Raw genomic sequence first — 23,480 nt, forward strand, 5'->3', positions numbered from 1 at the left:
GACGATAGCCTAGGAGATACACCTGTTCCCATGCCGAACACAGCAGTTAAGCCCTAGAACGCCTGAAGTAGTTGGGGGTTGCCCCCTGTGAGATACGGTAGTCGCTTAGCGAATAGGGAGTTTAGCTCAGCTGGGAGAGCATCTGCCTTACAAGCAGAGGGTCAGCGGTTCGATCCCGTTAACTCCCATTAAAAGCGGGTGTAGTTTAGTGGTAAAACTACAGCCTTCCAAGCTGTTGTCGCGAGTTCGATTCTCGTCACCCGCTTTGAACGATTGTTCATAAACCCAAACAAGTGTTTGGGCGCGTAGCTCAGATGGTTAGAGCGCACGCCTGATAAGCGTGAGGTCGGTGGTTCGATTCCACTCGTGCCCATTATAAATTATGGTCCGTTGGTCAAGGGGTTAAGACACCGCCTTTTCACGGCGGTAACACGGGTTCGAATCCCGTACGGACTATATTTTTTGGAGGATTACCCAAGTCCGGCTGAAGGGAACGGTCTTGAAAACCGTCAGGCGTGTAAAAGCGTGCGTGGGTTCGAATCCCACATCCTCCTTTTCATTATCGCGGGATGGAGCAGCTAGGTAGCTCGTCGGGCTCATAACCCGAAGGTCGTAGGTTCAAATCCTGCTCCCGCAATATTCTTATGGCTCGGTAGCTCAGTTGGTAGAGCAATGGATTGAAGCTCCATGTGTCGGCGGTTCGATTCCGTCTCGCGCCATTAATTTAATATTTTGGAGAGATAGCGAAGTGGCTAAACGCGGCGGACTGTAAATCCGCTCCTTCGGGTTCGGGGGTTCGAATCCCTCTCTCTCCATACCTTTACGGGCATAGTTTAAAGGTAGAACTAAGGTCTCCAAAACCTTCAGTGTGGGTTCAATTCCTACTGCCCGTGTTTTATGGCGGGTGTGGTGAAGTGGTTAACACATCAGATTGTGGCTCTGACATTCGGGGGTTCGATTCCCCTCACTCGCCTATTTTAATATTGGGGTATCGCCAAGCGGTAAGGCAAGGGACTTTGACTCCCTCATGCGTTGGTTCGAATCCAGCTACCCCAGTTAAACTATATGCCGGCGTGGCGGAATTGGCAGACGCGCTGGACTCAAAATCCAGTGTCCGCAAGGACGTGCCGGTTCGACCCCGGCCGCCGGTATAGTTGAAAAAGACAAGGTTTCTTAGCCTTGTCTTTTGTTTTGTGCTTTTAATTTTCTTTTTTTAAGGGGCTCTTTGTCAACTGTAGTGAGGAGATGTATGCCCACATTTATAGGTTGTTTTATCTGCCATTAGTTTGATCTGAAAAATTATAGAGTGAAGGGTTTAGTTAGTCAGTAGTAGGGGCTAGAGATATCTATTGTAGGGCTGTTATAAATTATGAGGTGATATATATAGGATTGCATTTGTTATATGTAGTTGAAATTTTGTAAATAATTTTCATATTTTCCTTGTCTTTTCTTTTTTTCTATGATATACTTAACAAGTTAATTAAAGAGTTAAGGAAATTGTATGAGTCATCTTGCATCACAGATTGAAAAATGTTTACATGAAATTGTTTTAAGCTCTGAGAACCAATTAGAGATTTTAGTTGGTAGTTGTCAGAGTTCAGTCAAATTAACAAATACGCAAGAGCATATTTTGATGTTGATTGAAAAGGCTGCCTATACCAATACGGAAATTGCTAAGGAACTGAATGTTAGTCAGGCTGCAATTACCAAAGCAACAAAAGCTTTGATGACGCAGGGACTTTTGGTTGCTGTAAGGGATACAAAGGATGCTCGTGTTGTGCGTTTTAGTTTGACGGAAGCTGCTAAGCCAATAGCGGCTGAACATGCCCATCATCACGCTCATACTTTGGAGGCTTATGAGCACTTATTGTCACATTATAGTGAAAGTGAACAAGAAGTTATTAGTCGCTTTATGAATGATTTAGTGGAGAAAATTAGAAGATAGATGAGATATATAAGTGTGGAGGATTTATCCTTCTATTATGATAAGGAACCTGTATTGGAACATATCCATTATCATTTGGATAGCGGGGAGTTTGTTACTCTAACTGGAGAAAATGGAGCTGCTAAGACAACTTTGATAAAGGCTACCTTGGGTATTCTAAAGCCTAGGATTGGAAAAGTGACCTTTGCAGAGAAAAGTGTTAAGGGTAAAAAGTTGCGCATGGCCTATTTGCCTCAGCAGATTGCTAGCTTTAATGCTGGTTTTCCGAGCACGGTTTATGAATTTGTAAAATCAGGTCGCTATCCACGTCAGGGTTGGTTTCGTCGGCTCACTGGACATGATGAGGAACATATTCGGATTAGTTTGGAAGCAGTAGGTATGTGGGAACACAGGGATAAGAAATTGGGGTCTTTGAGCGGGGGACAGAAACAACGTGCTGTCATTGCCAGGATGTTCGCTTCGGATCCAGATATTTTTATCCTAGATGAACCGACAACGGGTATGGATGCTGGAACCAAGGATGCTTTTTACCAACTCATGCACCACTCGGCTAAAAAGCATGGGAAGGCTGTTTTGATGATTACCCATGATCCTGATGAGTTAAGTCAGTATGCAGACCGAAATATTCATCTGGTGCGAGATCAGCAATCTCCTTGGCGTTGTTTTAACGTCCACGAAGCGGATGAGGAGGTGTCCAATGCTTGATTTATCTGTTTTCAACTATGATTTCATGCAAAGGGCTTTTCTAGCCATCATAGCCATGAGCTTGTTTTCGCCTGTTCTGGGAGTTTTTCTCATCTTGAGAAGGCAGAGTCTGATGTCGGATACTCTCAGTCACGTTTCTTTAGCTGGTGTGGCTTTTGGTCTGGTCTTGGGGATTTCACCGACGCTTTCGACAGTTCTGATTGTCATTGTGGCAGCGGTATTTCTGGAATACCTGCGGACCATTTATAAAAACTTTATGGAAATCGGGACGGCTATTCTCATGTCGACAGGCTTGGCTATTTCCCTGATTGTTATGAATAAGTCAGGCGGGAAGTCGGGATTGAGCCTGGAACAATATTTATTCGGTTCGATTGTAACCATTAGTCAAGAGCAGGTATTTGCCTTATTTGCTATCGCTGTGATTGTTATTGTATTGACCTTGCTGTTTCTACGGCCGATGTATATTTTGACTTTTGATGAAGATACAGCTTTTGTGGATGGCTTACCTGTGCGGGCGATGTCCATTGCTTTTAATGTGGTGACTGGTGTCGCCATTGCCCTGATGATCCCCGCAGCGGGTGCCTTGTTGGTGTCGACCATTATGGTTTTACCGGCCTCCATTGCCCTTCGCTTAGGTAAGAGTTTTAAGGCAGTTATCTTGATTGGTATGCTGGTTGGTTTCTTGGGAATGGTTACGGGCTTGTTGACATCTTACTATGCAGAAACGCCTGCTAGTGCAAGTATTACCTTGATTTTTATCAGTATTTTCTTACTGGTGAATGTGATGCAAAAATTTAAAAAATAGGAGTATATATGAAAAAAATTGGTTTGTTATTCTTGTCTGCTTCAGCCTTATTGTTAGCTGCTTGTGGCAATAGCACAGCTTCTCAGGAAGATGGCAAGTTGGATATCGTCACGACGTTTTATCCTGTTTACGAATTCACGAAACAGGTAACAGGAGATGAAGCCAATGTAGAGTTGTTGATTAAAGCAGGGACAGAGGTTCATGGTTATGAGCCTTCAGCTAAAGATATTGCCCGTATCCAAGAGGCAGATGCATTCATTTATGAAAATGAAAACATGGAAACTTGGATCCATGATATTGAAGATTCGGTGGATACAGAGAAAGTAGATGTTATCAGTGCAACTGAGGGAATGTTGCTCTTGCCTGGTGGAGAAGAGGGGCACGAGGAGCATGATCATAGTGAGGAAGGACATAGCCATGCTTATGATCCGCATGTATGGTTGTCCCCAGAACGTGCCATCACACTTGTAGAGAATATCCGTGATAGTTTGATTGCAAATTACCCGGATAAGAAGGCTGTTTTTGAGAAAAATGCTGCTGCCTATATTGAAAAGTTAGAAGCTCTACATTCTCAATACACTGAAACCTTGTCAGTGGCTAAGCAAAAATACTTTGTAACTCAACACACTGCCTTTGCATACTTGGCTTTGGATTATGGCTTGAAACAAGTTTCTATTACAGGTGTTGCTGCGGATGAAGATCCAACTCCGACTCGTTTGGCTGAATTGACTGAATATATCAAGCAATATGGTATTAAGTATATCTATTTTGAAGAAAATGCCTCAAAATCTGTAGCTGAAACACTTGCCAAAGAAACGGGTGTGGAGCTAGATGTTCTCAATCCGCTTGAAAGTTTGACGGATGAGGCGATGAAAAATGGAGAAGATTATATCTCTGTGATGGAGGACAATTTGACTGCGCTTGAGAAGACGACTTCCCAAGCTGGTTCTGAAGTTTTGCCAGAAGAGGGAGAGGTCACAACCAAAACAGTCTACAATGGCTACTTTGAAGACAGTGCTGTTAAAGATCGCACTCTGTCAGATTATGCTGGCGAATGGCAGTCTGTTTACCCATATTTGCTTGATGGCACGTTTGACCAGGTTTGGGACTACAAGGCTAAGCTCAAAGGTGGTATGACAGCTGAAGAATACAAGACTTATTACGATACTGGTTACAAGACAGATGTCAATCAGATCAACATCACAGACAACACTATGGAATTTGTAGTGGGTGATAAGAAGCAAAAATTCACCTATAAATATGTGGGTTATAAGATTTTAACTTATAAGAAAGGTAATCGTGGTGTTCGTTTCTTATTTGAAGCGACAGATGCCAATGCCGGAAACTACAAGTATGTGCAGTTTAGCGATCATAATATTGCTCCTGTGAAGACAGGTCACTTCCACATCTTCTTCGGTGGTGAGAGCCAAGAAAAACTCTTTGAAGAAATGGAAAACTGGCCAACTTACTATCCTGTTGGTATGACTGGTTTTGAAATTGCTCAAGAGATGCTAGCACACTAATACTAGAAGAGAAGGGCCGAGTAAACTGCTTGGCTCTTTTTCTTGACATTTTTTGACTACAAATGTAAACTAATTTTAGAAATACGATTGGTTGGAGGTGAGTTTGTGGAGCAGACGATTTCAGCTGCGGAGTGGCAGGTCATGCGGGTCTTGTGGGCTCGGCCTGGTGCAACTTCGCAGGAAATTATTCAGGCTTTGCAGGAGGGCTTTGACTGGCAGGCAACGACCATTAAGACCCTTTTGGGACGTCTACGGAAGAAAGACTATCTGAGAATGGTCAAGGAAACCAGCAAATATCACTATTATCCGCTGATCAGTGAGGAAGAACATTTGCAGGCGCAGGTGGAACTCTTACTGGCTACCATATGTTCCACCAAACAGGGACAGCTGGTCGAAAGCTTGCTAGACACAGGGACATTTTCCAAAAAAAGCCTAGAAAATCTAGCCAGCAAGATATGGCAGCTTCAAAAGACTGCACCTGAGCGCATCGCTTGTCAATGCTTAGCAGGTCAATGTACCTGTGGACATCATACGAAAGGAGAACGAACATGAAGCAAACCTTGAAATTGAAAAACTTATCCTGTCAGAACTGTGTCAAACACGTAACCAATCACCTCTTGGGCTTGGACGGGGTGGAAGAAGTGAAAATCCAGCTGGAAGGGCAGTTGGCGGAAGTGGAAACTTCGGTGGCCTATGATTTGGAAGGCTACCAAGAGGCCTTGGACGATACCATCTATGAAGTAGAAGAGTTGGTGTAAATAAAATAAAAAGCAGCTGTCGGGCTGCTTTTTATAATGCTTTGAGGAGTTTGTTCAGGTCCAGCTGGGCTTGCGTAAGCCTAATCTGGTCCCAGAAACCGTCTTCTCGAAAGCGTGGGATGAGATGGACATGGAAATGGGTGCCTGTGTCAAACAGGCGGTCATTGCAAGCAAGTGTCACACCGTCAATTGCCAATGTTTGACAGAGTTTCTCAGTCAAAAAAACTTCCAAGTCCGATAGTTCATAGCGAACAGCAGGAGGGACTTGGCTGAGCGTGTCATAGTGGTCTTTGCTGATAATCAACAGATGCCCAGTTTGAATAGGGTCAATGTCCCAGACTATCTTGAAATGCTCTGTCTGGTAGAGAATATCTTCTTCTTTGAGTTGGTGGCAAAAAACACAGGTCATAGCTGTTCTCCTATTGATAGAACAAAAGGAAATCACGGTGGATTTCCTTGAAAAATCTTAATAAGTCAACACAGAATACTTCTTCTTCCCACGGCGGATAACGGTCAATTCGCCGTCAATTTTGTCGCTGTCAGAAAGGCTATACTCCAAGTCCTGCACACGCTCGCCGTTGACATAAATAGCACCATTTTGCACATCCTCACGAGCTTGGCGTTTTGAGTTGACAATACCAGAGGTAACTAGAAGTTCTACGATGTTAAGGTTGTCTTCAGCCTGTACAGCGTAGTTTGGCACGTTGCTGAGACCCTGCTTGAGCTCTTTTGCGGACAGGTTTTTGATGTTGCCTGCGAACAATTGCTCGGTGATGTTAAGGGCTTGGTTATAGGCTTCTTCACCGTGTACCAAGGTCACGACTTCTTTGGCCAAAATCTTTTGAGCCAGGCGTTCATGACGGGCAGCGTCAAATTTTTCTTCAATCTCAGCTATCTCATCTAATGACAAGAAAGTAAAGATTTTCAAGAAACGAACGGCATCGTCGTCCATGACATTGAGCCAGAATTGGTACATTTCATATGGAGAAGTCTTGTCAGCATCCAACCAAACAGCGTTGCCCTCTGACTTACCGAACTTCTTACCAGTCGAGTCTGTGATAAGAGGAACAGTCATCACGTGACCAGACTTGTCAGCCTTGCGGCGAAGCAATTCAGTACCTGCTGTCATGTTGCCCCACTGGTCAGAACCACCGATTTGTAGGGTCACATTGTGCTTGTCATTAAGCTCGTAGAAGTCATAGCCCTGCATGATTTGGTAGGCAAACTCGGTATAGGAAATCCCTGTTTCAATCCGTTTTTTCACAGAGTCCTTGCTCATCATGTAGTTGACTGTGTAGTATTTGCCGACATCGCGGAGGAAGTCGATAAAGCTGATGTCTGAGAACCAGTCGTAGTTGTTGACCATTTCAGCCTTGTTGTCACCATTTTCAAAATCCAAGAAGCGAGAAAGCTGTCCTTGGATTTTATCAACCCAACCGTCCACGGTGTCTTTGGTCTGCAAGCTGCGCTCCGCATCCTTGAAGGAAGGGTCGCCAATCAGACCAGTAGCTCCACCAACTAGGGCGTAAGGCTTGTGACCAGCCAACTGCAAGCGACGGCTGGTTAGAATTGCAACCAAGTGGCCCAAGTGCAAGCTGTCTGCTGTTGGATCATAGCCTGTGTAGTAAGATATTTGTCCTTCTGTCAATGCTTTCACCAAGGCTTCTTCGTCTGTCGTTTGAAAGACCAAGCCACGTGCTTTTAGTTCTTCAAAAATGTTCATGCGTTTCTCCTTAAATAGAATGTGATAAAAACCACATCTAACCAATAAAAATTCTCCCTTATTATACCATGAAATTGTGGAAAATAAACAAAATTTGGTATAATGGTAAGATAAGGAGTTACTATGACGACTAAATCAGATAAGCAAAAACATAAAGATAAATCAAATGCTCTAGGGCTGGGAGATACTTTCGGTGTTTTCCTTCGCACCTTGAAATTGTTGGTCAATTCTATTTCTGTCTTGTTGTTCCTATTTGTTCTTTTTGGTGCAGGTATAGGAGTTGGTTTTGTTGCGAGTTTGTTTGACAAGGTTGAGGTGCCTAAGACCGAGGAACTGCTGACACAGGTTTCAGAAGTAAGTCGGATTTCCAAAGTAGTCTATTCTGACGGCAGCCTAGTAGCAGAGGTTAATTCGGACTTGCTTCGTGTACCAGTTGGGGCTGGTGATGTATCGGACTACCTCAAGCAAGCAGTTATTGCAACAGAGGATGAAACTTTTGAAAGTCATAACGGAGTTGTACCAAAAGCTGTTTTGCGTGCGGCACTAGGTTCAGTTGGCTTTGGGTCATCCAGTGGTGGCTCTACTTTGACCCAGCAGCTCATTAAGCAACAGTTGGTCGGAGATGCACCGACTTTTACTCGAAAGGCGAATGAAATTATTTCAGCTTTGGCCCTGGAACGCAATATGACCAAGGAAGAGATTTTGACCATCTATCTGAACGTTTCACCGTTTGGGCGGAACAATCAAGGTCGAAATATTGCGGGAGCAGAAGCTGCCGCTCAAGGAATTTTTGGCAAACCTGCCAGTGAGTTGACAGTTCCACAGGCAGCCTTTATTGCAGGTCTACCGCAAAGTCCAATTGTCTATTCCCCATATGCTTCCGATGGTACTCGTAAGTCGGATGAGGATATGGTTTACGGTATCGAACGTTATCAAGATGTTCTTTTCAATATGTATCGTGCTTCGTTCTTGACCAAGGAAGAATATGACACCTATAAGGCTTACGATATTAAGCAGGACTTCATTGCCCCAGCGCCTGTGACAGCTGATACCAAAGACTATCTCTATTATGAGGTGATGGAAGAGGCTCAGCAAGTCATGTTTGACTACTTGGTGAAACGTGATAAGGTTTCTGATAATGACTTGAAGAACGATGCAACAAGGAGTTCCTATGAGGAGTTGGCTAAGCAGGAGCTTAGTCAAGGTGGCTATACCATTAAGAGTACAGTTGATAAGGGTATTTATGATACCATGCAGTCAGTTGTTGCTAATTACGGTTCAGTGTTGGATAATGGAAATGTGTACGTTGAAACAGGCAGTGTGCTGATTGACAATTCCACAGGAGCTATTCTAGGTTTCGTTGGTGGTCGGGATTATGCGACTAACCAAAACAACCATGCCTTTGATACCCTGCGTTCGCCTGCTTCGTCCATTAAACCTTTATTGGCGTATGGTATCGCCATTGACCAAGGTTTAATCGGTTCGGCAAGTATTTTGTCGGATTATCCAACTAATTTCTCAAGTGGCCAACCAATCATGTATGGAACCAGTCGAGGTTCGGGCATGATGAACTTGCAGACGGCAATTGATATGTCTGTAAACATTCCTGCATTTTGGACCTACAAGATGATTCAAAATGCAGGTGTTAACGCCAAGGAATATATGGAAAAGATGAACTATCATATTCCGATGTATGATATTGAAAGTGTACCGTTGGGCGGAGGGGTTGAAATCTCTGTATTGACGAATACCAACGCCTATCAGACGTTGGCCAATGGGGGTGTTTATAATAAACACTACATTATTGAAAATATCACAGCTACAGATGGAACAGTTGTTTACCAGCATGAAGCAGCTCCTGTTCAAGTCTATTCCAAGGCCACCGCAAGCATCATGAACCAACTCTTGCGCCAAGTAGTGAATTCGGGCTATACAACGACCTTCAAGAATCGGTTGAGTGGCTTAAATCCTCAGGCAGCAGCTTCGGACTTTGTCGGTAAAACGGGAACAAGTAACGAGGTAAATGACGTCTGGCTCATGTTATCAACTCCAAAAGTAACTCTGGGGACTTGGGCTGGAAATGATGATAACTCAGAAATGTATGTTTGGACAGGCTATCACAACAATTCGCAATATGTCGCTCATATGGTTAATGCGCTCTATAATGTGAATGCAGATATGTTTGCAGGTCGCTTTGAGTTGGATGGTAGCGTGATTGCTTCGAATGTTGTTGCCTCTACAGGTCAACGTGCAGGAGCAACGCAAGTAAATGGACGCCAGGTCATGATTGGTGGTGCGACGACTACTAGTTATTGGGCTAAAAATGGCGCTCCTGTTACGAGCTACAACTTTATGGTCGGTGGTACAGATAGCGATCGGGCACAGGCTTGGAATAGCGTAGTTGGTTCAGCTACGAATTCAAATCAATCTAGCAACTCTACTCGTCCAAGTTCTTCTAGTTCCTCAGCTACCAATACTAGTCCATCGTCTGAAACTCAGCCAACAACAAGTCAGCAAGAGAATAATAATTAGCCTTGCTTTTTGGAAGAAGTTGTGGTATAATTTTGTAAATAATTTGTCGTGTGTCTTGTTTGAAATATTGTCCAAACAAGGCTTGCAGCAGTTAAATCAAACTTTTTATAAGGAAGATTTAGCTGCTCTTTTTGTGTCTATGAGGGATTACATTGAGAATTGTTACTTATTCTTAAAAATTCTAAATATTCAGAAAAAGGACAAGTGCTGGTCATTTTATGGCTATTATAATTGAACTCGCCTACAACTCTGTGAAAAAAGATAAGGTTTGTAGAGCTTTGTTTTTGTTTACTTCGTGGCGTCGTAAACGACTGAACTTTCTTCGACTATTGGTCTAGAAAGCCCTAGTCGTTCTGACGAGGGTGCGTCTACAAAATCAAAGATTTTGGACTTACCGCTTATTTTTCTTTGAGTTGCTTACGGCTTAGTATCTTTAATTGAACTCGGGCTACACTCCTGTAGAAAAAGATACATCTCCTTGCAATCCTTTGATTGCTTCGTCGATGTCCTATTTTCTTTTGGAGTGCTATACGCCCTCGTATCTTAATACAAAGGAGAAAACTTTTGGCAGGACATGAAGTTCAGTACGGTAAACACCGTACCCGTCGTAGTTTTTCAAGAATCAAGGAAGTTCTTGATTTACCAAATTTGATTGAAATCCAAACGGATTCATTTAAAGATTTTCTTGACTATGGTTTGAAAGAAGTCTTTGAAGATGTACTTCCAGTTTCAAACTTTACGGATACCATGGAATTGGAATTTGTGGGTTATGAGTTGAAGCAACCCAAATATACTTTGGAAGAGGCGCGTGCACATGATGCCAACTACTCAGCTCCAATCTATGTAACTTTCCGTCTAGTGAATAAAGAAACTGGCGAGATTAAAACTCAGGAAGTTTTCTTCGGTGAGTTCCCAATCATGACTGAAATGGGTACCTTCATCATCAACGGTGCAGAGCGTATCATCGTTTCTCAGTTGGTTCGTTCACCAGGTGTTTATTTCAACGATAAAGTTGATAAGAACGGTAAGGTTGGTTATGGTTCAACGGTAATCCCTAACCGTGGTGCCTGGTTGGAATTGGAAACGGACTCAAAAGATATTGCCTATACTCGTATCGACCGTACGCGTAAAATTCCATTTACAACGCTTGTACGTGCACTTGGTTTCTCAGGTGATGATGAAATCTTTGACATCTTTGGTGATAGCGAATTGGTTCGCAACACTATTGAGAAAGATATTCATAAAAATCCAGCGGATTCTCGTACAGATGAAGCCCTCAAGGAAATCTATGAGCGTCTTCGTCCAGGTGAACCAAAGACAGCCGAAAGCTCTCGTAGCCTCTTGACAGCTCGTTTCTTTGACCCACGTCGTTACGATTTGGCACCTGTTGGTCGTTACAAGATTAATAAAAAACTCAACCTCCGTACTCGCTTGCTCAACCAAACACTTGCTGAGCATGTCATTAACGGTGAAACAGGCGAAATCGTCTTGGAAGCTGGTACTGTCTTGAGCCGTGATGTGCTTGAAAAAGTAGAAGCACAATTCGATGAGCTCAACTTGGTAGAATACATTCCAAATGATAATGCTGTTCTTCTTGAGCCAGTTCTCTTGCAGAAGTTTAAGATTGTTGCACCAAAAGATCCAGACCGTGTTGTAACAGTGATTGGTAATGCTAATCCGGCTGAAAACGTACGTACAGTAACGCCTGCGGATATCTTGGCAGAGATGAGCTACTTCCTCAACTTGGCTGAGGGTCTTGGTCGTGTAGATGATATTGACCACTTGGGTAACCGTCGTATTCGTGCCGTTGGTGAATTGCTTGCCAACCAAGTCCGTATCGGTTTGACTCGTATGGAACGTAACTTGCGTGAGCGTATGTCTGTTCAAGACAATGAAGTATTGACGCCACAACAAATCATCAATATCCGTCCTGTTACAGCCGCAATCAAAGAATTCTTTGGTTCATCCCAGTTGTCACAGTTCATGGACCAACACAACCCGCTTTCTGAGTTGTCGCACAAACGCCGTTTGTCAGCCTTGGGACCTGGTGGTTTGACCCGTGACCGTGCAGGATATGAAGTTCGAGACGTTCACTACACACACTATGGTCGTATGTGTCCGATTGAAACGCCTGAAGGACCTAACATCGGTTTGATCAACAACTTGTCTTCTTATGGTCACCTCAACAAGTATGGTTTCATCCAAACACCATACCGTAAGATTGACCGTGCAACTGGTACAGTTACAAACGAAATTGTTTGGTTGACAGCGGATGAAGAAGATGCCTACATCGTAGCACAATCAACTTCACCACTTGATGAAAACAACCGTTTCGTTGATAAGATTGTAATGGGCCGTCACCAAGGTAACAACCAAGAATTTGCTGCTGACTCAGCAGACTTCATGGACGTTTCACCTAAGCAGGTAGTTGCCGTTGCGACAGCATGTATTCCTTTCTTGGAAAACGATGACTCCAACCGTGCTCTCATGGGTGCCAACATGCAGCGTCAGGCTGTTCCATTGATTGATCCAAAAGCACCTTACGTTGGTACTGGGATGGAATACCAGGCTGCCCATGACTCAGGTGCTGCGGTTATTGCTCAACACGATGGTAAGGTTGTTTACGCGGATGCAGATAAGGTTGAAGTTCGTCGTGAAGATGGCTCTTTGGATGTTTACAGCATTCAGAAATTCCGTCGTTCAAACTCAGGTACTGCCTACAACCAACGTACCCTTGTTAAATTGGGTGATGTTGTAGAAAAAGGTGATTTCATCGCAGATGGTCCTTCTATGGAACGTGGGGAAATGGCTCTTGGTCAAAACCCTATCGTTGCCTATATGACCTGGGAAGGTTACAACTTCGAGGACGCGGTTATCATGTCTGAACGCCTTGTGAAAGACGATGTCTATACATCTGTTCATTTGGAAGAATACGAATCAGAAACACGTGATACCAAGTTGGGACCTGAAGAAATCACACGTGAAATTCCAAACGTTGGTGAAGATGCTCTTCGCAACTTGGATGAAATGGGGATCATCCGTATTGGTGCTGAGGTTAAAGAAGGCGATATTCTTGTTGGTAAAGTCACACCAAAAGGTGAAAAAGATCTTTCTGCTGAAGAGCGCCTCTTGCACGCTATCTTCGGTGATAAGTCACGTGAAGTTCGTGATACCTCTCTTCGTGTACCACACGGTGCCGATGGTGTCGTTCGTGATGTGAAAATCTTTACTCGTGCCAACGGTGATGAATTGCAATCAGGTGTTAACATGCTGGTCCGTGTTTACATCGCTCAAAAACGTAAGATCAAGGTCGGAGATAAGATGGCCGGTCGTCACGGTAACAAGGGTGTCGTTTCACGTATTGTACCTGTTGAGGATATGCCATATCTTCCAGACGGAACACCAGTTGACATCATGTTGAACCCACTTGGGGTACCATCACGTATGAACATCGGTCAGGTTATGGAACTTCACTTGGGTATGGCGGCTCGCAACTTGGGCATCCATATCGCAACACCAGTTTTCGATGGTGCAAGTTCAGAAGACCTCTGGTCAACTGTTAAAGAAGCAGGTATGGACTCAGATGCCAAGACCATTCTTTACGATGGACGTACAGGTGAGCCATTTGACAACCGTGTGTCTGTCGGTGTCATGTACATGATCAAGCTTCACCACATGGTTGACGACAAGCTTCATGCTCGTTCAGTCGGACCATACTCACTCGTTACCCAACAGCCGCTCGGAGGTAAGGCTCAGTTTGGTGGTCAGCGTTTCGGTGAGATGGAGGTTTGGGCCCTTGAAGCCTACGGTGCTTCAAACGTCCTTCAAGAAATCTTGACTTACAAGTCAGATGATGTGACAGGCCGTCTGAAAGCCTATGAAGCTATCACCAAAGGTAAACCAATTCCAAAACCAGGTGTTCCAGAATCATTCCGCGTTCTTGTCAAAGAATTGCAATCACTTGGTTTGGATATGCGTGTCCTTGATGAAGATAACAATGAAGTAGAATTGCGTGACCTTGATGAAGGTGAAGATGATGACATCATCCACGTAGATGATCTTGAAAAAGCACGTGCAAAAGCAGCAGCTGACGCAGCGGCAGCCTTTGCAGCGGAAGAAGCGGAAGACAAAGAGTAATTCAATTGGATGGAACAAGTTGGTCCAAATCTCAGAACGGAAAGGGATGAGGACCAACGGTCTTCCTCTATTGGATTGATGAAAGAATAGCTTATCAGCTACTTATTCTGCTGTTTATTGTTCAAGAATTTGAGGTTTGGGAATCCAGCCTCTCACAAGAAAAGAAAGGGATTATTAGTGGTTGACGTAAATCGATTTAAAAGTATGCAAATCACGTTAGCTTCACCAAGTAAGGTTCGTTCATGGTCTTACGGTGAGGTTAAAAAACCTGAAACAATCAACTATCGTACACTCAAACCAGAACGTGATGGACTATTTGACGAAGTCATCTTTGGTCCAACAAAAGACTGGGAGTGTTCATGTGGTAAATACAAGCGTATCCGTTATAAAGGGATTACTTGTGACCGCTGTGGTGTTGAAGTAACTCGTGCCAAAGTCCGTCGTGAGCGTATGGGACACATTGAGTTGAAAGCGCCAATTTCACACATTTGGTATTTCAAAGGTATTCCAAGCCGTATGGGCTTGACCTTGGACATGAGTCCGCGTGCGCTTGAAGAAGTTATTTACTTCGCAGCCTACGTGGTCATTGATCCAAAAGACACAAAACTTGAGCACAAGTCAATCATGACTGAGCGCGAATACCGTGAGCGTTTGCGTGAACATGGTTATGGTTCTTTCGTTGCTAAGATGGGTGCAGAAGCTATTCAAGACCTCTTGAAGCAAGTTGATCTTCCAAAAGAAATCGCAGCTTTGAAAGAAGAATTGAAAACAGCTTCTGGTCAAAAACGCATTAAAGCAGTTCGCCGTTTGGATGTGCTCGATGCCTTCTATAAATCTGGCAATAAGCCTGAGTGGATGATTCTCAACATCCTTCCAGTTATTCCGCCAGATTTGCGTCCAATGGTTCAGTTGGATGGTGGCCGTTTTGCAGCGTCTGACTTGAACGAACTCTACCGCCGTGTTATCAACCGTAACAACCGTTTGGCTCGTCTCTTGGAACTGAACGCTCCTGGTATCATCGTACAAAACGAAAAACGGATGCTCCAAGAAGCTGTGGATGCCTTGATTGACAACGGTCGCCGTGGTCGTCCAATCACTGGACCAGGTAGCCGTCCACTTAAATCACTCAGCCACATGCTTAAAGGTAAGCAAGGACGTTTCCGTCAAAACTTGCTTGGTAAGCGTGTTGACTTCTCAGGACGTTCCGTTATCGCCGTTGGTCCAACGCTTAAAATGTACCAATGTGGTGTGCCACGCGAAATGGCGATCGAGCTCTTCAAACCGTTTGTCATGCGCGAAATCGTTGCCCGTGATATTGCTGGTAACGTCAAAGCTGCAAAACGCTTGATTGAACGTGGAGATGATCGCATTTGGGACATCTTGGAAGAAGTGATTAAAGAACACCCAGTTCTCTTGAACCGGGCACCTACCCTTCACCGTTTGGGTATCCAGGCCTTTGAGCCAGTTTTGATCGACGGTAAAGCCCTTCGTTTGCACCCGCTTGTCTGTGAAGCTTACAACGCCGACTTTGACGGTGACCAGATGGCCATTCACGTTCCCTTGTCAGAAGAAGCACAAGCAGAAGCTCGTATCCTCATGCTTGCTGCAGAACACATCCTTAACCCTAAAGATGGTAAGCCAGTCGTAACACCATCTCAGGATATGGTTTTGGGTAACTACTACTTGACAATGGAGGATGCTGGTCGTGAAGGTGAAGGCATGGTCTTCAAGGATGCGGATGAGGCTGTTATGGCTTACCGAAATGGCTATGTTCACTTGCATACTCGTGTAGGTATCGCAACGGATAGCTTGGCCAAGCCATGGAAAGACAACCAAAAGCACAAGATTATGATGACAACTGTCGGAAAAATCTTGTTTAACGCGATTATGCCTGAAGGACTTCCTTACTTGCAAGAGCCAAACAATGCCAACTTGACAGAAGGAACTCCTGATAAATACTTCTTGGAACCAGGTTCAGATATCAAGGCTGCTATTGCAGCATTGCCAATCAACCCACCATTCAAGAAGAAAAATCTTGGTAACATCATCGCTGAAATCTTCAAGCGTTTCCGTACAACGGAAACATCAGCCCTCCTTGACCGTTTGAAAGACTTGGGTTACTATCACTCAACACTTGCTGGTTTGACAGTGGGGATTGCCGATATCCCAGTTATCGACAACAAGGCTGAAATCATTGAAGAATCTCACGAGCGTGTCGAACAAATCAAGAAACAATTCCGTCGTGGTATGATTACCGATGATGAGCGTTACGCAGCTGTTACAGATGAGTGGCGTTCCGCTAAGGAAAAATTGGAGAAACGCCTAGTTGAAAAACAAGATCCTAAGAACCCAATCGTTATGATGATGGACTCTGGTGCCCGTGGTAACATCTCTAACTTCTCCCAGTTGGCCGGTATGCGTGGTCTGATGTCAGCTCCGAACGGACGTATCATGGAATTGCCAATCTTGTCTAACTTCCGTGAAGGTCTTTCGGTATTGGAAATGTTCTTCTCAACTCACGGTGCCCGTAAGGGTATGACGGATACGGCCTTGAAGACAGCCGATTCAGGTTACTTGACTCGTCGTTTGGTTGACGTTGCCCAAGATGTCATCATTCGTGAAGATGACTGTGGAACAGACCGTGGTCTTGACATCCGTTCAATCACAGATGGCAAGGAAATGATCGAGCCACTTGAAGAGCGTTTACAAGGTCGTTACAGCAAGAAAACTGTTAAACACCCTGAAACTGGTGCCGTTATCATTGGTCCAAACCAATTGATTACCGAAGACATTGCTCGTGAAATTGTCAATGCAGGTGTGGAACAAGTCACTATCCGTAGCGTATTTACATGTAACACCCGTCACGGTGTCTGCCGTCATTGTTATGGTATCAACTTGGCAACAGGTGATGCGGTTGAAGTGGGTGAAGCAGTTGGTACAATCGCTGCCCAATCGATCGGTGAGCCTGGTACACAGCTTACAATGCGTACCTTCCACACGGGTGGTGTAGCCTCAAACAGCGATATCACGCAGGGTCTTCCTCGTGTCCAAGAGATCTTTGAAGCCCGCAATCCGAAAGGGGAAGCGGTTATCACTGAGGTCAAAGGTGAAGTTACAGCCATCGAAGAAGATGCAGCAACTCGTACCAAGAAAGTCTTTGTTAAAGGTAAAACTGGCGAAGGCGAATATGTGGTTCCATTTACAGCCCGTATGAAGGTTGAAGTTGGTGACCAAGTTGCACGTGGAGCAGCTCTTACCGAAGGTTCTATCCAACCAAAACGCTTGCTTGAAGTCCGTGATGTCTTGGCGGTTGAAACTTACCTTCTTTCTGAAGTTCAAAAAGTTTACCGTAGCCAGGGTGTAGAAATCGGCGACAAGCACATCGAGGTAATGGTTCGTCAAATGCTTCGTAAAGTTCGTGTCATGGATCCAGGCGACACAGATCTTCTCATGGGTACCCTCATGGATATCACTGACTTTACAGATGCCAATGCTGACGTGGTTATTGCTGGTGGCATTCCTGCAACAGCTCGTCCAGTCCTAATGGGTATCACTAAGGCTTCCCTTGAAACCAACTCATTCTTGTCTGCCGCATCCTTCCAAGAAACAACTCGTGTCCTTACAGATGCTGCTATTCGTGGTAAACGAGATAACCTTCTCGGTCTGAAAGAGAACGTTATTATCGGTAAGATTATCCCAGCAGGTACTGGTATGGCCCGCTACCGTAATCTTGAACCACAAGCAGTCAATGAAGTTGAAATCATTGAAGACACAGTAGCACAAGAACTTGCCGAAGAAATGGTAACAGAATAATCAACAAAACACAGCTCGATTTGGGCTGTGTTTTCCTATTATTTTGGGATTGTCGCAAAAGACCATACTTTGTAAAATAATTTACAAGCCAAATCTTTTCATCTCTTCTTTTTTTTCGTTATAATAAATCCATTAAAGGAAGTAAGAGTATGTATCAAGTAATTAAAATGTATGGGGACTTTGAGCCCTGGTGGTTTGTAGATGGCTGGGAAAAAGATATTGTTAGCCAAGAAACTTTTGACGATTTGCAGGATGCTGAGAGATATTTTCGGAAAGAATGTGACCGTTTTTCTGAAAAATATGCAAAAACAAAGCAAAAAGAAGATCATTTGGTGGCATTTTGGGATGAAGAAGATAGATATTGGTGCGAAGAATGTGATGAAGAATTGCAACGCTATCACTCCTTGCTTTTGCTTGAAGTAGAAGAGCCGCATTTGAAAAAAGAGTTGATCCATTCGGGAGAAAGCTGTCTACGAATCTGTCGCATGAAGCAAGATAAATTAGCATAAAAGCTCGGATTAGTCCGAGCTTTTTCTTGTCTTAAAATGTAGACTCATGGTCTGGCTGTCGATTTCCACTTGACCTCCGATTGTGATGGTAAAAAGAGGTTGGGTATGGGCAAAGTCCAAATCGTAGAGAACAGGAATAGTCTTGAGAATAGGATGTTTGTCCAGAATTGCCAGCAAAATTTTCTCTGTCATTTTGGTTTCTTTTGGAAAACGTCCAAAGACGACCGCCTGAGGATTGGGATAGGCTTGCAACAGGGCAGTCAAGTGACGAGCGATAATGAGATAATCGTCGTCTTCCGCTTCCTCTAAAAATAGAATATATTCGTCTGGTCTGGGAGCAAACTCTGTTCCAGTCAGTAGGTTGAGGGTTGAGATGTTTCCGCCAATGGCAATACCAGAGGCTTGGCCTGGATTGTAGACTTTCCATTCTGTTGGGTAAAAGGTGCGAGGGACGTCTGGTAGGTACCAAGCGTCGCTAGACCATTCAGGACTCGGGGTCAAGTCAAAGGAGTCTTGTGTCACAGCCTTGAGCCAGGCTTCTGTTTGGTACTCTTGCCCCAAATCCATTTTGAAGCTTGAATAAGCTGGACCCATGTAGGTTTGCATACCTGTCTTGGCGTAGATAGCATTGAGCAGGGCAGTCGTATCTGAATAGCCACAGAAAATCTTTGGATGACGAGAAATGAGGTCAAAATCCAGATAGGGCAAAAGTTCATTGCAGTTGAAACCGCCAATGGTTGTCAGAATGGCATCAACTGATTCATCCGCAAAGGCTGCTTCCAAGTCCGCAACACGACTGGCAATCGGAGCGGAGTAAAACAGATCATTTTCAAAATAATGCTCCGAAAAGGATAGCTTGAAGCCTAGGTCTTCCAATTTTTCCTTGGCAGTTAGATTGGCCTCGAAGCCACCAATTCTTTCGATGGAAGATGACGGGCTGACTACGCGTATGTGGTCGCCTTTTTTTAATCTTTTCATAGTAACCTCCAAGCTTTTTTATTATTTTAACAAAAAAGCATGGAAAATCAAGTTTCCTTGCGAATAGATAGGGTGAGGAGGTTTTATGATTCAAGAAAAAGCAAGAAAGTTGATTGAAAAGGCGGTGGCGGATAGGGTCAGTGATATTTATCTGGTTCCTCGTGGTCAGGACTACCAAGTCTATCATCGTATCATGGACGAACGGGAATTTGTGCAAGACCTGGCTGAGGTGGAAGTAACAGCCATCATCAGCCATTTCAAGTTCTTAGCAGGTTTAAATGTCGGTGAAAAACGCCGTAGCCAGCAGGGTTCCTGTGACTATGATTATGGGAACGGCGAGATTTCCCTGCGCCTATCAACTGTCGGAGATTATCGTGGTAAGGAAAGCTTGGTTATCCGCCTGCTCTATGACAATGACAAGGAACTCAAGTTCTGGTTTGAGGCGGCCGAGCGGCTTGCAGAAGAAATCAAGGGACGAGGGCTCTATCTTTTTTCGGGTCCAGTCGGCTCTGGTAAGACCACACTTATGTACCATCTTGCCAGGCTGAAATTCCCAGATAAGCAGATTTTGACCATCGAGGATCCTGTCGAAATCAAACAGGTGGATATGCTGCAACTCCAGCTCAATGAAGCCATCGGAGCCACCTACGACAATCTGATTAAACTGTCCCTCCGTCATCGACCGGACCTGCTTATTATCGGTGAAATTCGGGATGCGGAAACCGCTCGAGCAGTCATTCGAGCCAGCTTGACGGGAGCTACCGTTTTCTCAACAGTTCATGCAAGGTCTATTTCAGGTGTCTATGCCCGTATGTTGGAACTGGGGGTCAGTCCTGAGGAGCTAAACAATGCCCTTCAAGGCATTGCCTATCAACGTTTGATCGGGGGAGGAGGTGTAGTGGATTTTGCAAACGAAAACTACCAAAACCATTCCGCAGACCAGTGGAATGAACAAATTGATCGCCTTTTTGCAGCAGGACATATCAGTCTTCGGCAGGCAGAAACAGAAAAAATTGCCCTTAGTTCGCCAGCGTAAGGTCATTGAACTGTTTAATAATCTCTTTGCCAGTGGTTTTCATCTGGGAGAGATTGTCGATTTTCTTAAGCGTAGTCAGCTTTTGGCAGACCCATATACACAAGTTTTATCCGATGGTCTTCTTGCAGGCAAACCTTTTTCAAGTTTGCTGGCGGATTTGCGGTTTTCAGATGCGGTGGTCACACAGGTGGCTCTGGCAGAAGTTCATGGTAATACCAGCCTGAGTTTGAGCCATATCCAGTCCTATCTGGAAAATGTCAGCAAGGTTCGTAAAAAATTGATTGAGGTGGCGACCTATCCAGTTATCTTGCTTGGTTTTCTGCTTTTGATTATGCTTGGCTTGAAAAACTATCTTCTGCCCCAGTTGGAGGAAGGTAATGTAGCGACCACGCTGATTAATCATCTACCGACCATTTTTTTATCCCTCTGTGGTCTGAATTTGGTGGCTATCATGGCTAGTCTGGTTTGGTTTCGTAAATCAAACAAAATCAAGGCATTTTCCCGTTTGGCAGCTCTGCCATTTTTCGGAAAACTCATCCAAACCTACCTGACGGCCTATTACGCCAGGGAGTGGGGGAGTTTGATTGGGCAAGGTCTGGACCTGCCGCAGATTGTGGGCCTGATGCAGGAGCAACAATCGCAGCTCTTTCGGGAGATTGGCCAGGACCTGGAGCAGTCGCTATCAAATGGTCAGGATTTTCACGATCACATTAAGAATTACGCTTTTTTTAAGCGAGAGTTGAGTTTGATTGTCGAGTACGGTCAGGTCAAGTCCAAATTGGGGAGCGAGTTGATAGTCTATGCTGCTGAGTGTTGGGAGGATTTTTTCTCTCGGGTCAATAGAGCCATGCAGCTAATCCAACCGCTGGTTTTTCTCTTTGTGGCCCTAATGGTCGTTCTCATCTACGCAGCCATGTTGCTGCCGATTTATCAAAATATGGAGTTATAAAATGAAAAAATTAATGAAATTGAAAAATAAAGCCTTCACATTGGTGGAAATGTTAGTAGTGCTTCTCATTGTTAGTGTGCTTCTGCTCCTATTTGTGCCTAATTTGAGCAAGCAAAAAGAAGCGATTAAGGAGTCAGGAGGTGCAGCGGTTGTTAAGGTTGTAGAAAGTCAGATGGAGCTCTATGAATTAGAGCATGATAAGGAAGCGACGGTGGCAGACTTACAGGCGGCTGGCTATATTACTGAGAAACAAGCAGAAGAGTATGCTAAGGCGAAAAAATAAGGCCTTCACTCTTCTAGAAAGCTTGCTGACCTTATTTGTTGTTAGTTTTTTAGCTGTCTCCCTGTCAGGAACAGTACAAACAGCTTTTAGATCTGTTCAAGAAGAGATTTTTCTCTGGGAATTTGAAGCCATCTATAAAGACAGCCAGAAATTGGCAGCTAGTTCTCACCAGTCAATTAGCTTGACTATCGGCGAACAAGAAGTGACAAATGGTCATCAGGCTGTAGAGGTGCCCAGAAACGTAAAAGTATTGGAAGAGAAGACCATCCAATTTGAAGAAAATGGAGGAAATTCCTCACTGTCTAACATTCGTTTTCGGCTTAGTCAAAAAATAGTCAAGTATCAATTATATATAGGGAGTGGTCGCTATAAGAAAACAGAAGAATAAGGCTTATATCCTGCTAGAAAGTCTGGTTGCCCTTGCGACCCTAGTAACTATTTGCAGCTTGATTTTGACTGCGGTAGATACAGGTCGCAGGCGACAGGCTTGGGAATTGGAACAACAGGAAGTTCTCAATCTAGCACAGATGGCTGTTCAGACCGAGCAAGATAGCCTAGCCTTAAACGGTGTTACAGTTCAGGTTCAACGAACAGTGGATAAGATGATTGTTTTCCACGAGGGAAAGGAGGTTTTATCGGTTGTTAAAAAGTAAAATTCCTGCCTTTACTCTCCTGGAATGCTTGGTAGCCTTAGTCATCCTTTCAGGTAGCCTTTTGGTCTTTGAAGGCTTGTCAAAACTGCTGGTCCAAGAAGCGCATTACCAAAGGCATACCATACAGAAGGAATGGCAGGTCTTTTCTAGCCAGTTGCGGTCGGAGTGGGACCAGGCGGACTTGGTCAAGGTTGAAAATGGCAAGGTCTATGTAGACAAGGCTGGTCAGGCTTTGGCCTTTGGTAAGTCACGGTCGGATGATTTTCGGAAAACAAATGACAGGGGACAGGGCTATCAGCCCATGCTCTATCAGGTGGACAGCGCAGCCATTTCCCAAGAAAACCAGCTGGTGCGCATCGACTTTAGCTTTAAAAACGGGGAGGAGCGGACCTTTATCTATGCTTTTAAAGAAAAAGGTTAGGGCTGGCATCCTGCTCTATGCCCTCTTGATGCTGGCAGTCTTTAGTCTCTTGCTCCAGTTTTATATCCACCGCCAAGAAGCCGAAAGTCGCTTAGTTCAGGTTGCGAGGCAAGAAACGACGGCCTACATCATGGCTCAGATGGTCTTGGACCAAGTCGAAGAGGACTTGCAAGAGCGTCAAGCGGTTGCTAAGGAGGAAGCTAGCCAAACAGATGAAAGGAAGGAAGATGACATAGTCGTTAGCGAGACTGTTGAGAAGAAGGAAGTAAAGGAGGCTCAATCAACTAAAGAAAGTCAAGAAACGATAGAAAAACCAGCTCAAACGAGTGTTAAGAAAAAGGAGGAAGGTAAACTGATAGAAGATAGGGGAACTATGTTATTTCAACAGGGTCAGGCTAGTTATCATGTTAAAAATCAACAAGTGTCAGTGTTGGTAGTATTAAGGGACGGAAGAGAGTATCGCTATCAATTTGGAATGAAAAGCCGAGATTGATTGAATAAAAAGTCTATTGCACCTTGCTTTCTCGCAAAAAGAGATAAAGGATATCTGTAGTCAATCCATACTGTTAGTGTGTGATGCAAGGTATTTTACAACCGCACTTTATCGGTAGTCTTCTATTACCGTTAAAAGTGTGGTTTGTTTTTAGTAAGTTGATTTCAGCGAAAAAGTATTTGAAAACACCTAAGGAAATATGTTATAATGACTTTGA

20 protein-coding genes, 12 tRNA genes and 1 rRNA gene are annotated in these 23,480 nt (G+C 44.2%); 30 read left to right on the forward strand and 3 right to left on the reverse strand.

Annotation, left to right across the window (positions count from 1 at the left end; genetic code table 11):
- The 19 genes from rrf to C1G53_RS02595 all read left to right on the forward strand — a co-directional run.
- Nucleotides 1–110 (forward strand): 5S ribosomal RNA (rrf, locus tag C1G53_RS02505); the annotation flags it as partial.
- A 5-nt stretch (nucleotides 111–115) separates the two neighbouring features.
- Nucleotides 116–188 (forward strand) — tRNA-Val (locus C1G53_RS02510).
- Between the two features lie 6 nt (nucleotides 189–194).
- Nucleotides 195–265, forward strand: a tRNA-Gly gene (locus C1G53_RS02515).
- Between the two features lie 34 nt (nucleotides 266–299).
- A tRNA-Ile gene (locus tag C1G53_RS02520) sits at nucleotides 300–373 on the forward strand.
- Nucleotides 374–384: 11 nt separating this feature from the next.
- A tRNA-Glu gene (locus C1G53_RS02525) sits at nucleotides 385–456 on the forward strand.
- 8 nt (nucleotides 457–464) lie between these two features.
- Nucleotides 465–554 (forward strand) — tRNA-Ser (locus tag C1G53_RS02530).
- Nucleotides 555–563: 9 nt separating this feature from the next.
- Nucleotides 564–637: transfer RNA gene (locus C1G53_RS02535), tRNA-Met, on the forward strand.
- 9 nt (nucleotides 638–646) lie between these two features.
- Nucleotides 647–719, forward strand: a tRNA-Phe gene (locus C1G53_RS02540).
- A gap of 15 nt (nucleotides 720–734) precedes the next feature.
- Nucleotides 735–815 (forward strand) — tRNA-Tyr (locus C1G53_RS02545).
- 7 nt (nucleotides 816–822) lie between these two features.
- Nucleotides 823–893 (forward strand) — tRNA-Trp (locus tag C1G53_RS02550).
- A gap of 7 nt (nucleotides 894–900) precedes the next feature.
- Nucleotides 901–973: transfer RNA gene (locus tag C1G53_RS02555), tRNA-His, on the forward strand.
- Between the two features lie 11 nt (nucleotides 974–984).
- Nucleotides 985–1,056, forward strand: a tRNA-Gln gene (locus tag C1G53_RS02560).
- An 11-nt stretch (nucleotides 1,057–1,067) separates the two neighbouring features.
- A tRNA-Leu gene (locus C1G53_RS02565) sits at nucleotides 1,068–1,151 on the forward strand.
- 350 nt (nucleotides 1,152–1,501) lie between these two features.
- The gene (locus tag C1G53_RS02570) at nucleotides 1,502–1,945 is read left to right on the forward strand and encodes a zinc-dependent MarR family transcriptional regulator (RefSeq protein WP_105117555.1); all 444 of its coding nucleotides are present in this window, start codon (nucleotides 1,502–1,504) and stop codon (nucleotides 1,943–1,945) included.
- Entirely contained in the window at nucleotides 1,946–2,650 is a 705-nt protein-coding gene (locus C1G53_RS02575; RefSeq protein ID WP_105117556.1) for a metal ABC transporter ATP-binding protein, read from the forward strand.
- Nucleotides 2,643–3,455 carry a metal ABC transporter permease gene (locus C1G53_RS02580; RefSeq protein ID WP_105117557.1) on the forward strand — a complete coding sequence of 271 codons (813 nt, stop codon included), beginning with the start codon at nucleotides 2,643–2,645 and terminating at the stop codon, nucleotides 3,453–3,455. The genes C1G53_RS02575 and C1G53_RS02580 overlap by 8 nt, the downstream gene beginning before the upstream one ends.
- A gap of 8 nt (nucleotides 3,456–3,463) precedes the next feature.
- Nucleotides 3,464–4,978: a zinc ABC transporter substrate-binding protein AdcA gene (locus C1G53_RS02585; protein WP_105117558.1), complete on the forward strand. Its 1,515-nt coding sequence runs from the start codon at nucleotides 3,464–3,466 to the stop codon at nucleotides 4,976–4,978.
- Nucleotides 4,979–5,083: 105 nt separating this feature from the next.
- A complete protein-coding gene (locus tag C1G53_RS02590; protein ID WP_161941360.1) occupies nucleotides 5,084–5,530 on the forward strand; it encodes a CopY/TcrY family copper transport repressor in 447 nt (148 codons plus the stop codon).
- A complete protein-coding gene (locus C1G53_RS02595) occupies nucleotides 5,527–5,736 on the forward strand; it encodes a heavy-metal-associated domain-containing protein (protein ID WP_105117560.1) in 210 nt (69 codons plus the stop codon). Before C1G53_RS02590 ends, C1G53_RS02595 begins: the two co-directional genes overlap by 4 nt.
- Nucleotides 5,737–5,767: 31 nt before the next feature.
- On the opposite strand, the gene C1G53_RS02600 is transcribed toward C1G53_RS02595, so the two are convergent.
- Together C1G53_RS02600 and tyrS are read right to left on the reverse strand one after the other, a co-directional pair.
- Complete coding sequence (locus C1G53_RS02600) at nucleotides 5,768–6,145, reverse strand: HIT family protein (protein WP_105117561.1); 378 nt, start codon at nucleotides 6,143–6,145, stop codon at nucleotides 5,768–5,770.
- Between the two features lie 57 nt (nucleotides 6,146–6,202).
- Nucleotides 6,203–7,459, reverse strand: coding sequence for a tyrosine--tRNA ligase (tyrS, locus tag C1G53_RS02605; protein WP_105117562.1), 1,257 nt, complete (start codon nucleotides 7,457–7,459; stop codon nucleotides 6,203–6,205).
- A 123-nt stretch (nucleotides 7,460–7,582) separates the two neighbouring features.
- Here tyrS and pbp1b point away from each other — a divergent pair, with 123 nt between their 5' ends.
- From pbp1b to C1G53_RS02625, 4 genes are all read left to right on the forward strand, one after another.
- Complete coding sequence (gene pbp1b, locus C1G53_RS02610; protein WP_105117563.1) at nucleotides 7,583–9,991, forward strand: penicillin-binding protein PBP1B; 2,409 nt, start codon at nucleotides 7,583–7,585, stop codon at nucleotides 9,989–9,991.
- Between the two features lie 564 nt (nucleotides 9,992–10,555).
- A complete protein-coding gene (rpoB, locus tag C1G53_RS02615; RefSeq protein WP_105117564.1) occupies nucleotides 10,556–14,128 on the forward strand; it encodes a DNA-directed RNA polymerase subunit beta in 3,573 nt (1,190 codons plus the stop codon).
- 177 nt (nucleotides 14,129–14,305) lie between these two features.
- Nucleotides 14,306–17,941 (forward strand): DNA-directed RNA polymerase subunit beta', encoded by a 3,636-nt coding sequence (gene rpoC, locus C1G53_RS02620; protein WP_105117565.1) that lies wholly within the window; start codon nucleotides 14,306–14,308, stop codon nucleotides 17,939–17,941.
- A gap of 149 nt (nucleotides 17,942–18,090) precedes the next feature.
- A complete protein-coding gene (locus C1G53_RS02625; protein ID WP_105117566.1) occupies nucleotides 18,091–18,450 on the forward strand; it encodes a DUF1033 family protein in 360 nt (119 codons plus the stop codon).
- A 9-nt stretch (nucleotides 18,451–18,459) separates the two neighbouring features.
- Here the strand turns inward: C1G53_RS02625 and C1G53_RS02630 are convergent, their stop codons facing one another.
- A complete protein-coding gene (locus tag C1G53_RS02630) occupies nucleotides 18,460–19,428 on the reverse strand; it encodes a S66 family peptidase (RefSeq protein WP_105117567.1) in 969 nt (322 codons plus the stop codon).
- 85 nt (nucleotides 19,429–19,513) lie between these two features.
- On the opposite strand from C1G53_RS02630, the gene comGA reads away from it, so the two are divergent.
- From comGA to comGG, 7 genes are read left to right on the forward strand one after another with little or no spacing between them, the layout of a single operon-like run.
- Nucleotides 19,514–20,464 carry a competence type IV pilus ATPase ComGA gene (gene comGA, locus C1G53_RS02635; RefSeq protein ID WP_105117568.1) on the forward strand — a complete coding sequence of 317 codons (951 nt, stop codon included), beginning with the start codon at nucleotides 19,514–19,516 and terminating at the stop codon, nucleotides 20,462–20,464.
- Nucleotides 20,376–21,413 carry a competence type IV pilus assembly protein ComGB gene (gene comGB, locus C1G53_RS02640; protein WP_238139090.1) on the forward strand — a complete coding sequence of 346 codons (1,038 nt, stop codon included), beginning with the start codon at nucleotides 20,376–20,378 and terminating at the stop codon, nucleotides 21,411–21,413. Before comGA ends, comGB begins: the two co-directional genes overlap by 89 nt.
- Nucleotide 21,414: 1 nt before the next feature.
- Nucleotides 21,415–21,696: a competence type IV pilus major pilin ComGC gene (comGC, locus tag C1G53_RS02645; protein ID WP_105096850.1), complete on the forward strand. Its 282-nt coding sequence runs from the start codon at nucleotides 21,415–21,417 to the stop codon at nucleotides 21,694–21,696.
- A complete protein-coding gene (gene comGD / locus C1G53_RS02650) occupies nucleotides 21,677–22,084 on the forward strand; it encodes a competence type IV pilus minor pilin ComGD (protein WP_105117570.1) in 408 nt (135 codons plus the stop codon). Before comGC ends, comGD begins: the two co-directional genes overlap by 20 nt.
- Nucleotides 22,056–22,349 carry a competence type IV pilus minor pilin ComGE gene (gene comGE, locus C1G53_RS02655; protein WP_105117571.1) on the forward strand — a complete coding sequence of 98 codons (294 nt, stop codon included), beginning with the start codon at nucleotides 22,056–22,058 and terminating at the stop codon, nucleotides 22,347–22,349. Before comGD ends, comGE begins: the two co-directional genes overlap by 29 nt.
- Complete coding sequence (gene comGF / locus C1G53_RS02660) at nucleotides 22,336–22,770, forward strand: competence type IV pilus minor pilin ComGF (protein ID WP_105117572.1); 435 nt, start codon at nucleotides 22,336–22,338, stop codon at nucleotides 22,768–22,770. The genes comGE and comGF overlap by 14 nt, the downstream gene beginning before the upstream one ends.
- A complete protein-coding gene (comGG, locus tag C1G53_RS02665) occupies nucleotides 22,748–23,263 on the forward strand; it encodes a competence type IV pilus minor pilin ComGG (RefSeq protein ID WP_105117573.1) in 516 nt (171 codons plus the stop codon). Before comGF ends, comGG begins: the two co-directional genes overlap by 23 nt.
- The last annotated feature ends 217 nt before the right edge of the window (nucleotides 23,264–23,480 follow it).

The sequence above is a fragment of the Streptococcus suis genome (assembly GCF_002960445.1).
GTDB classification, from domain to species: Bacteria; Bacillota; Bacilli; order Lactobacillales; family Streptococcaceae; genus Streptococcus; species Streptococcus hyiners.

What these genes read in the sequence shown, in the direction of transcription:
- C1G53_RS02570 (WP_105117555.1), top strand. Translation starts at nt 1,502, where the DNA reads ATGAGTCATCTTGCATCACAGATTGAAAAATGTTTACATGAAATTGTT.
- C1G53_RS02575 (WP_105117556.1), top strand. Translation starts at nt 1,946, where the DNA reads ATGAGATATATAAGTGTGGAGGATTTATCCTTCTATTATGATAAGGAA.
- C1G53_RS02580 (WP_105117557.1), top strand. Translation starts at nt 2,643, where the DNA reads ATGCTTGATTTATCTGTTTTCAACTATGATTTCATGCAAAGGGCTTTT.
- C1G53_RS02585 (WP_105117558.1), top strand. Translation starts at nt 3,464, where the DNA reads ATGAAAAAAATTGGTTTGTTATTCTTGTCTGCTTCAGCCTTATTGTTA.
- C1G53_RS02595 (WP_105117560.1), top strand. Translation starts at nt 5,527, where the DNA reads ATGAAGCAAACCTTGAAATTGAAAAACTTATCCTGTCAGAACTGTGTC.
- C1G53_RS02600 (WP_105117561.1), bottom strand. Translation starts at nt 6,145, where the DNA reads ATGACCTGTGTTTTTTGCCACCAACTCAAAGAAGAAGATATTCTCTAC.
- tyrS (WP_105117562.1), bottom strand. Translation starts at nt 7,459, where the DNA reads ATGAACATTTTTGAAGAACTAAAAGCACGTGGCTTGGTCTTTCAAACG.
- pbp1b (WP_105117563.1), top strand. Translation starts at nt 7,583, where the DNA reads ATGACGACTAAATCAGATAAGCAAAAACATAAAGATAAATCAAATGCT.
- C1G53_RS02625 (WP_105117566.1), top strand. Translation starts at nt 18,091, where the DNA reads ATGTATCAAGTAATTAAAATGTATGGGGACTTTGAGCCCTGGTGGTTT.
- C1G53_RS02630 (WP_105117567.1), bottom strand. Translation starts at nt 19,428, where the DNA reads ATGAAAAGATTAAAAAAAGGCGACCACATACGCGTAGTCAGCCCGTCA.
- comGA (WP_105117568.1), top strand. Translation starts at nt 19,514, where the DNA reads ATGATTCAAGAAAAAGCAAGAAAGTTGATTGAAAAGGCGGTGGCGGAT.
- comGB (WP_238139090.1), top strand. Translation starts at nt 20,376, where the DNA reads ATGAACAAATTGATCGCCTTTTTGCAGCAGGACATATCAGTCTTCGGC.
- comGC (WP_105096850.1), top strand. Translation starts at nt 21,415, where the DNA reads ATGAAAAAATTAATGAAATTGAAAAATAAAGCCTTCACATTGGTGGAA.
- comGD (WP_105117570.1), top strand. Translation starts at nt 21,677, where the DNA reads ATGCTAAGGCGAAAAAATAAGGCCTTCACTCTTCTAGAAAGCTTGCTG.
- comGG (WP_105117573.1), top strand. Translation starts at nt 22,748, where the DNA reads ATGCTTTTAAAGAAAAAGGTTAGGGCTGGCATCCTGCTCTATGCCCTC.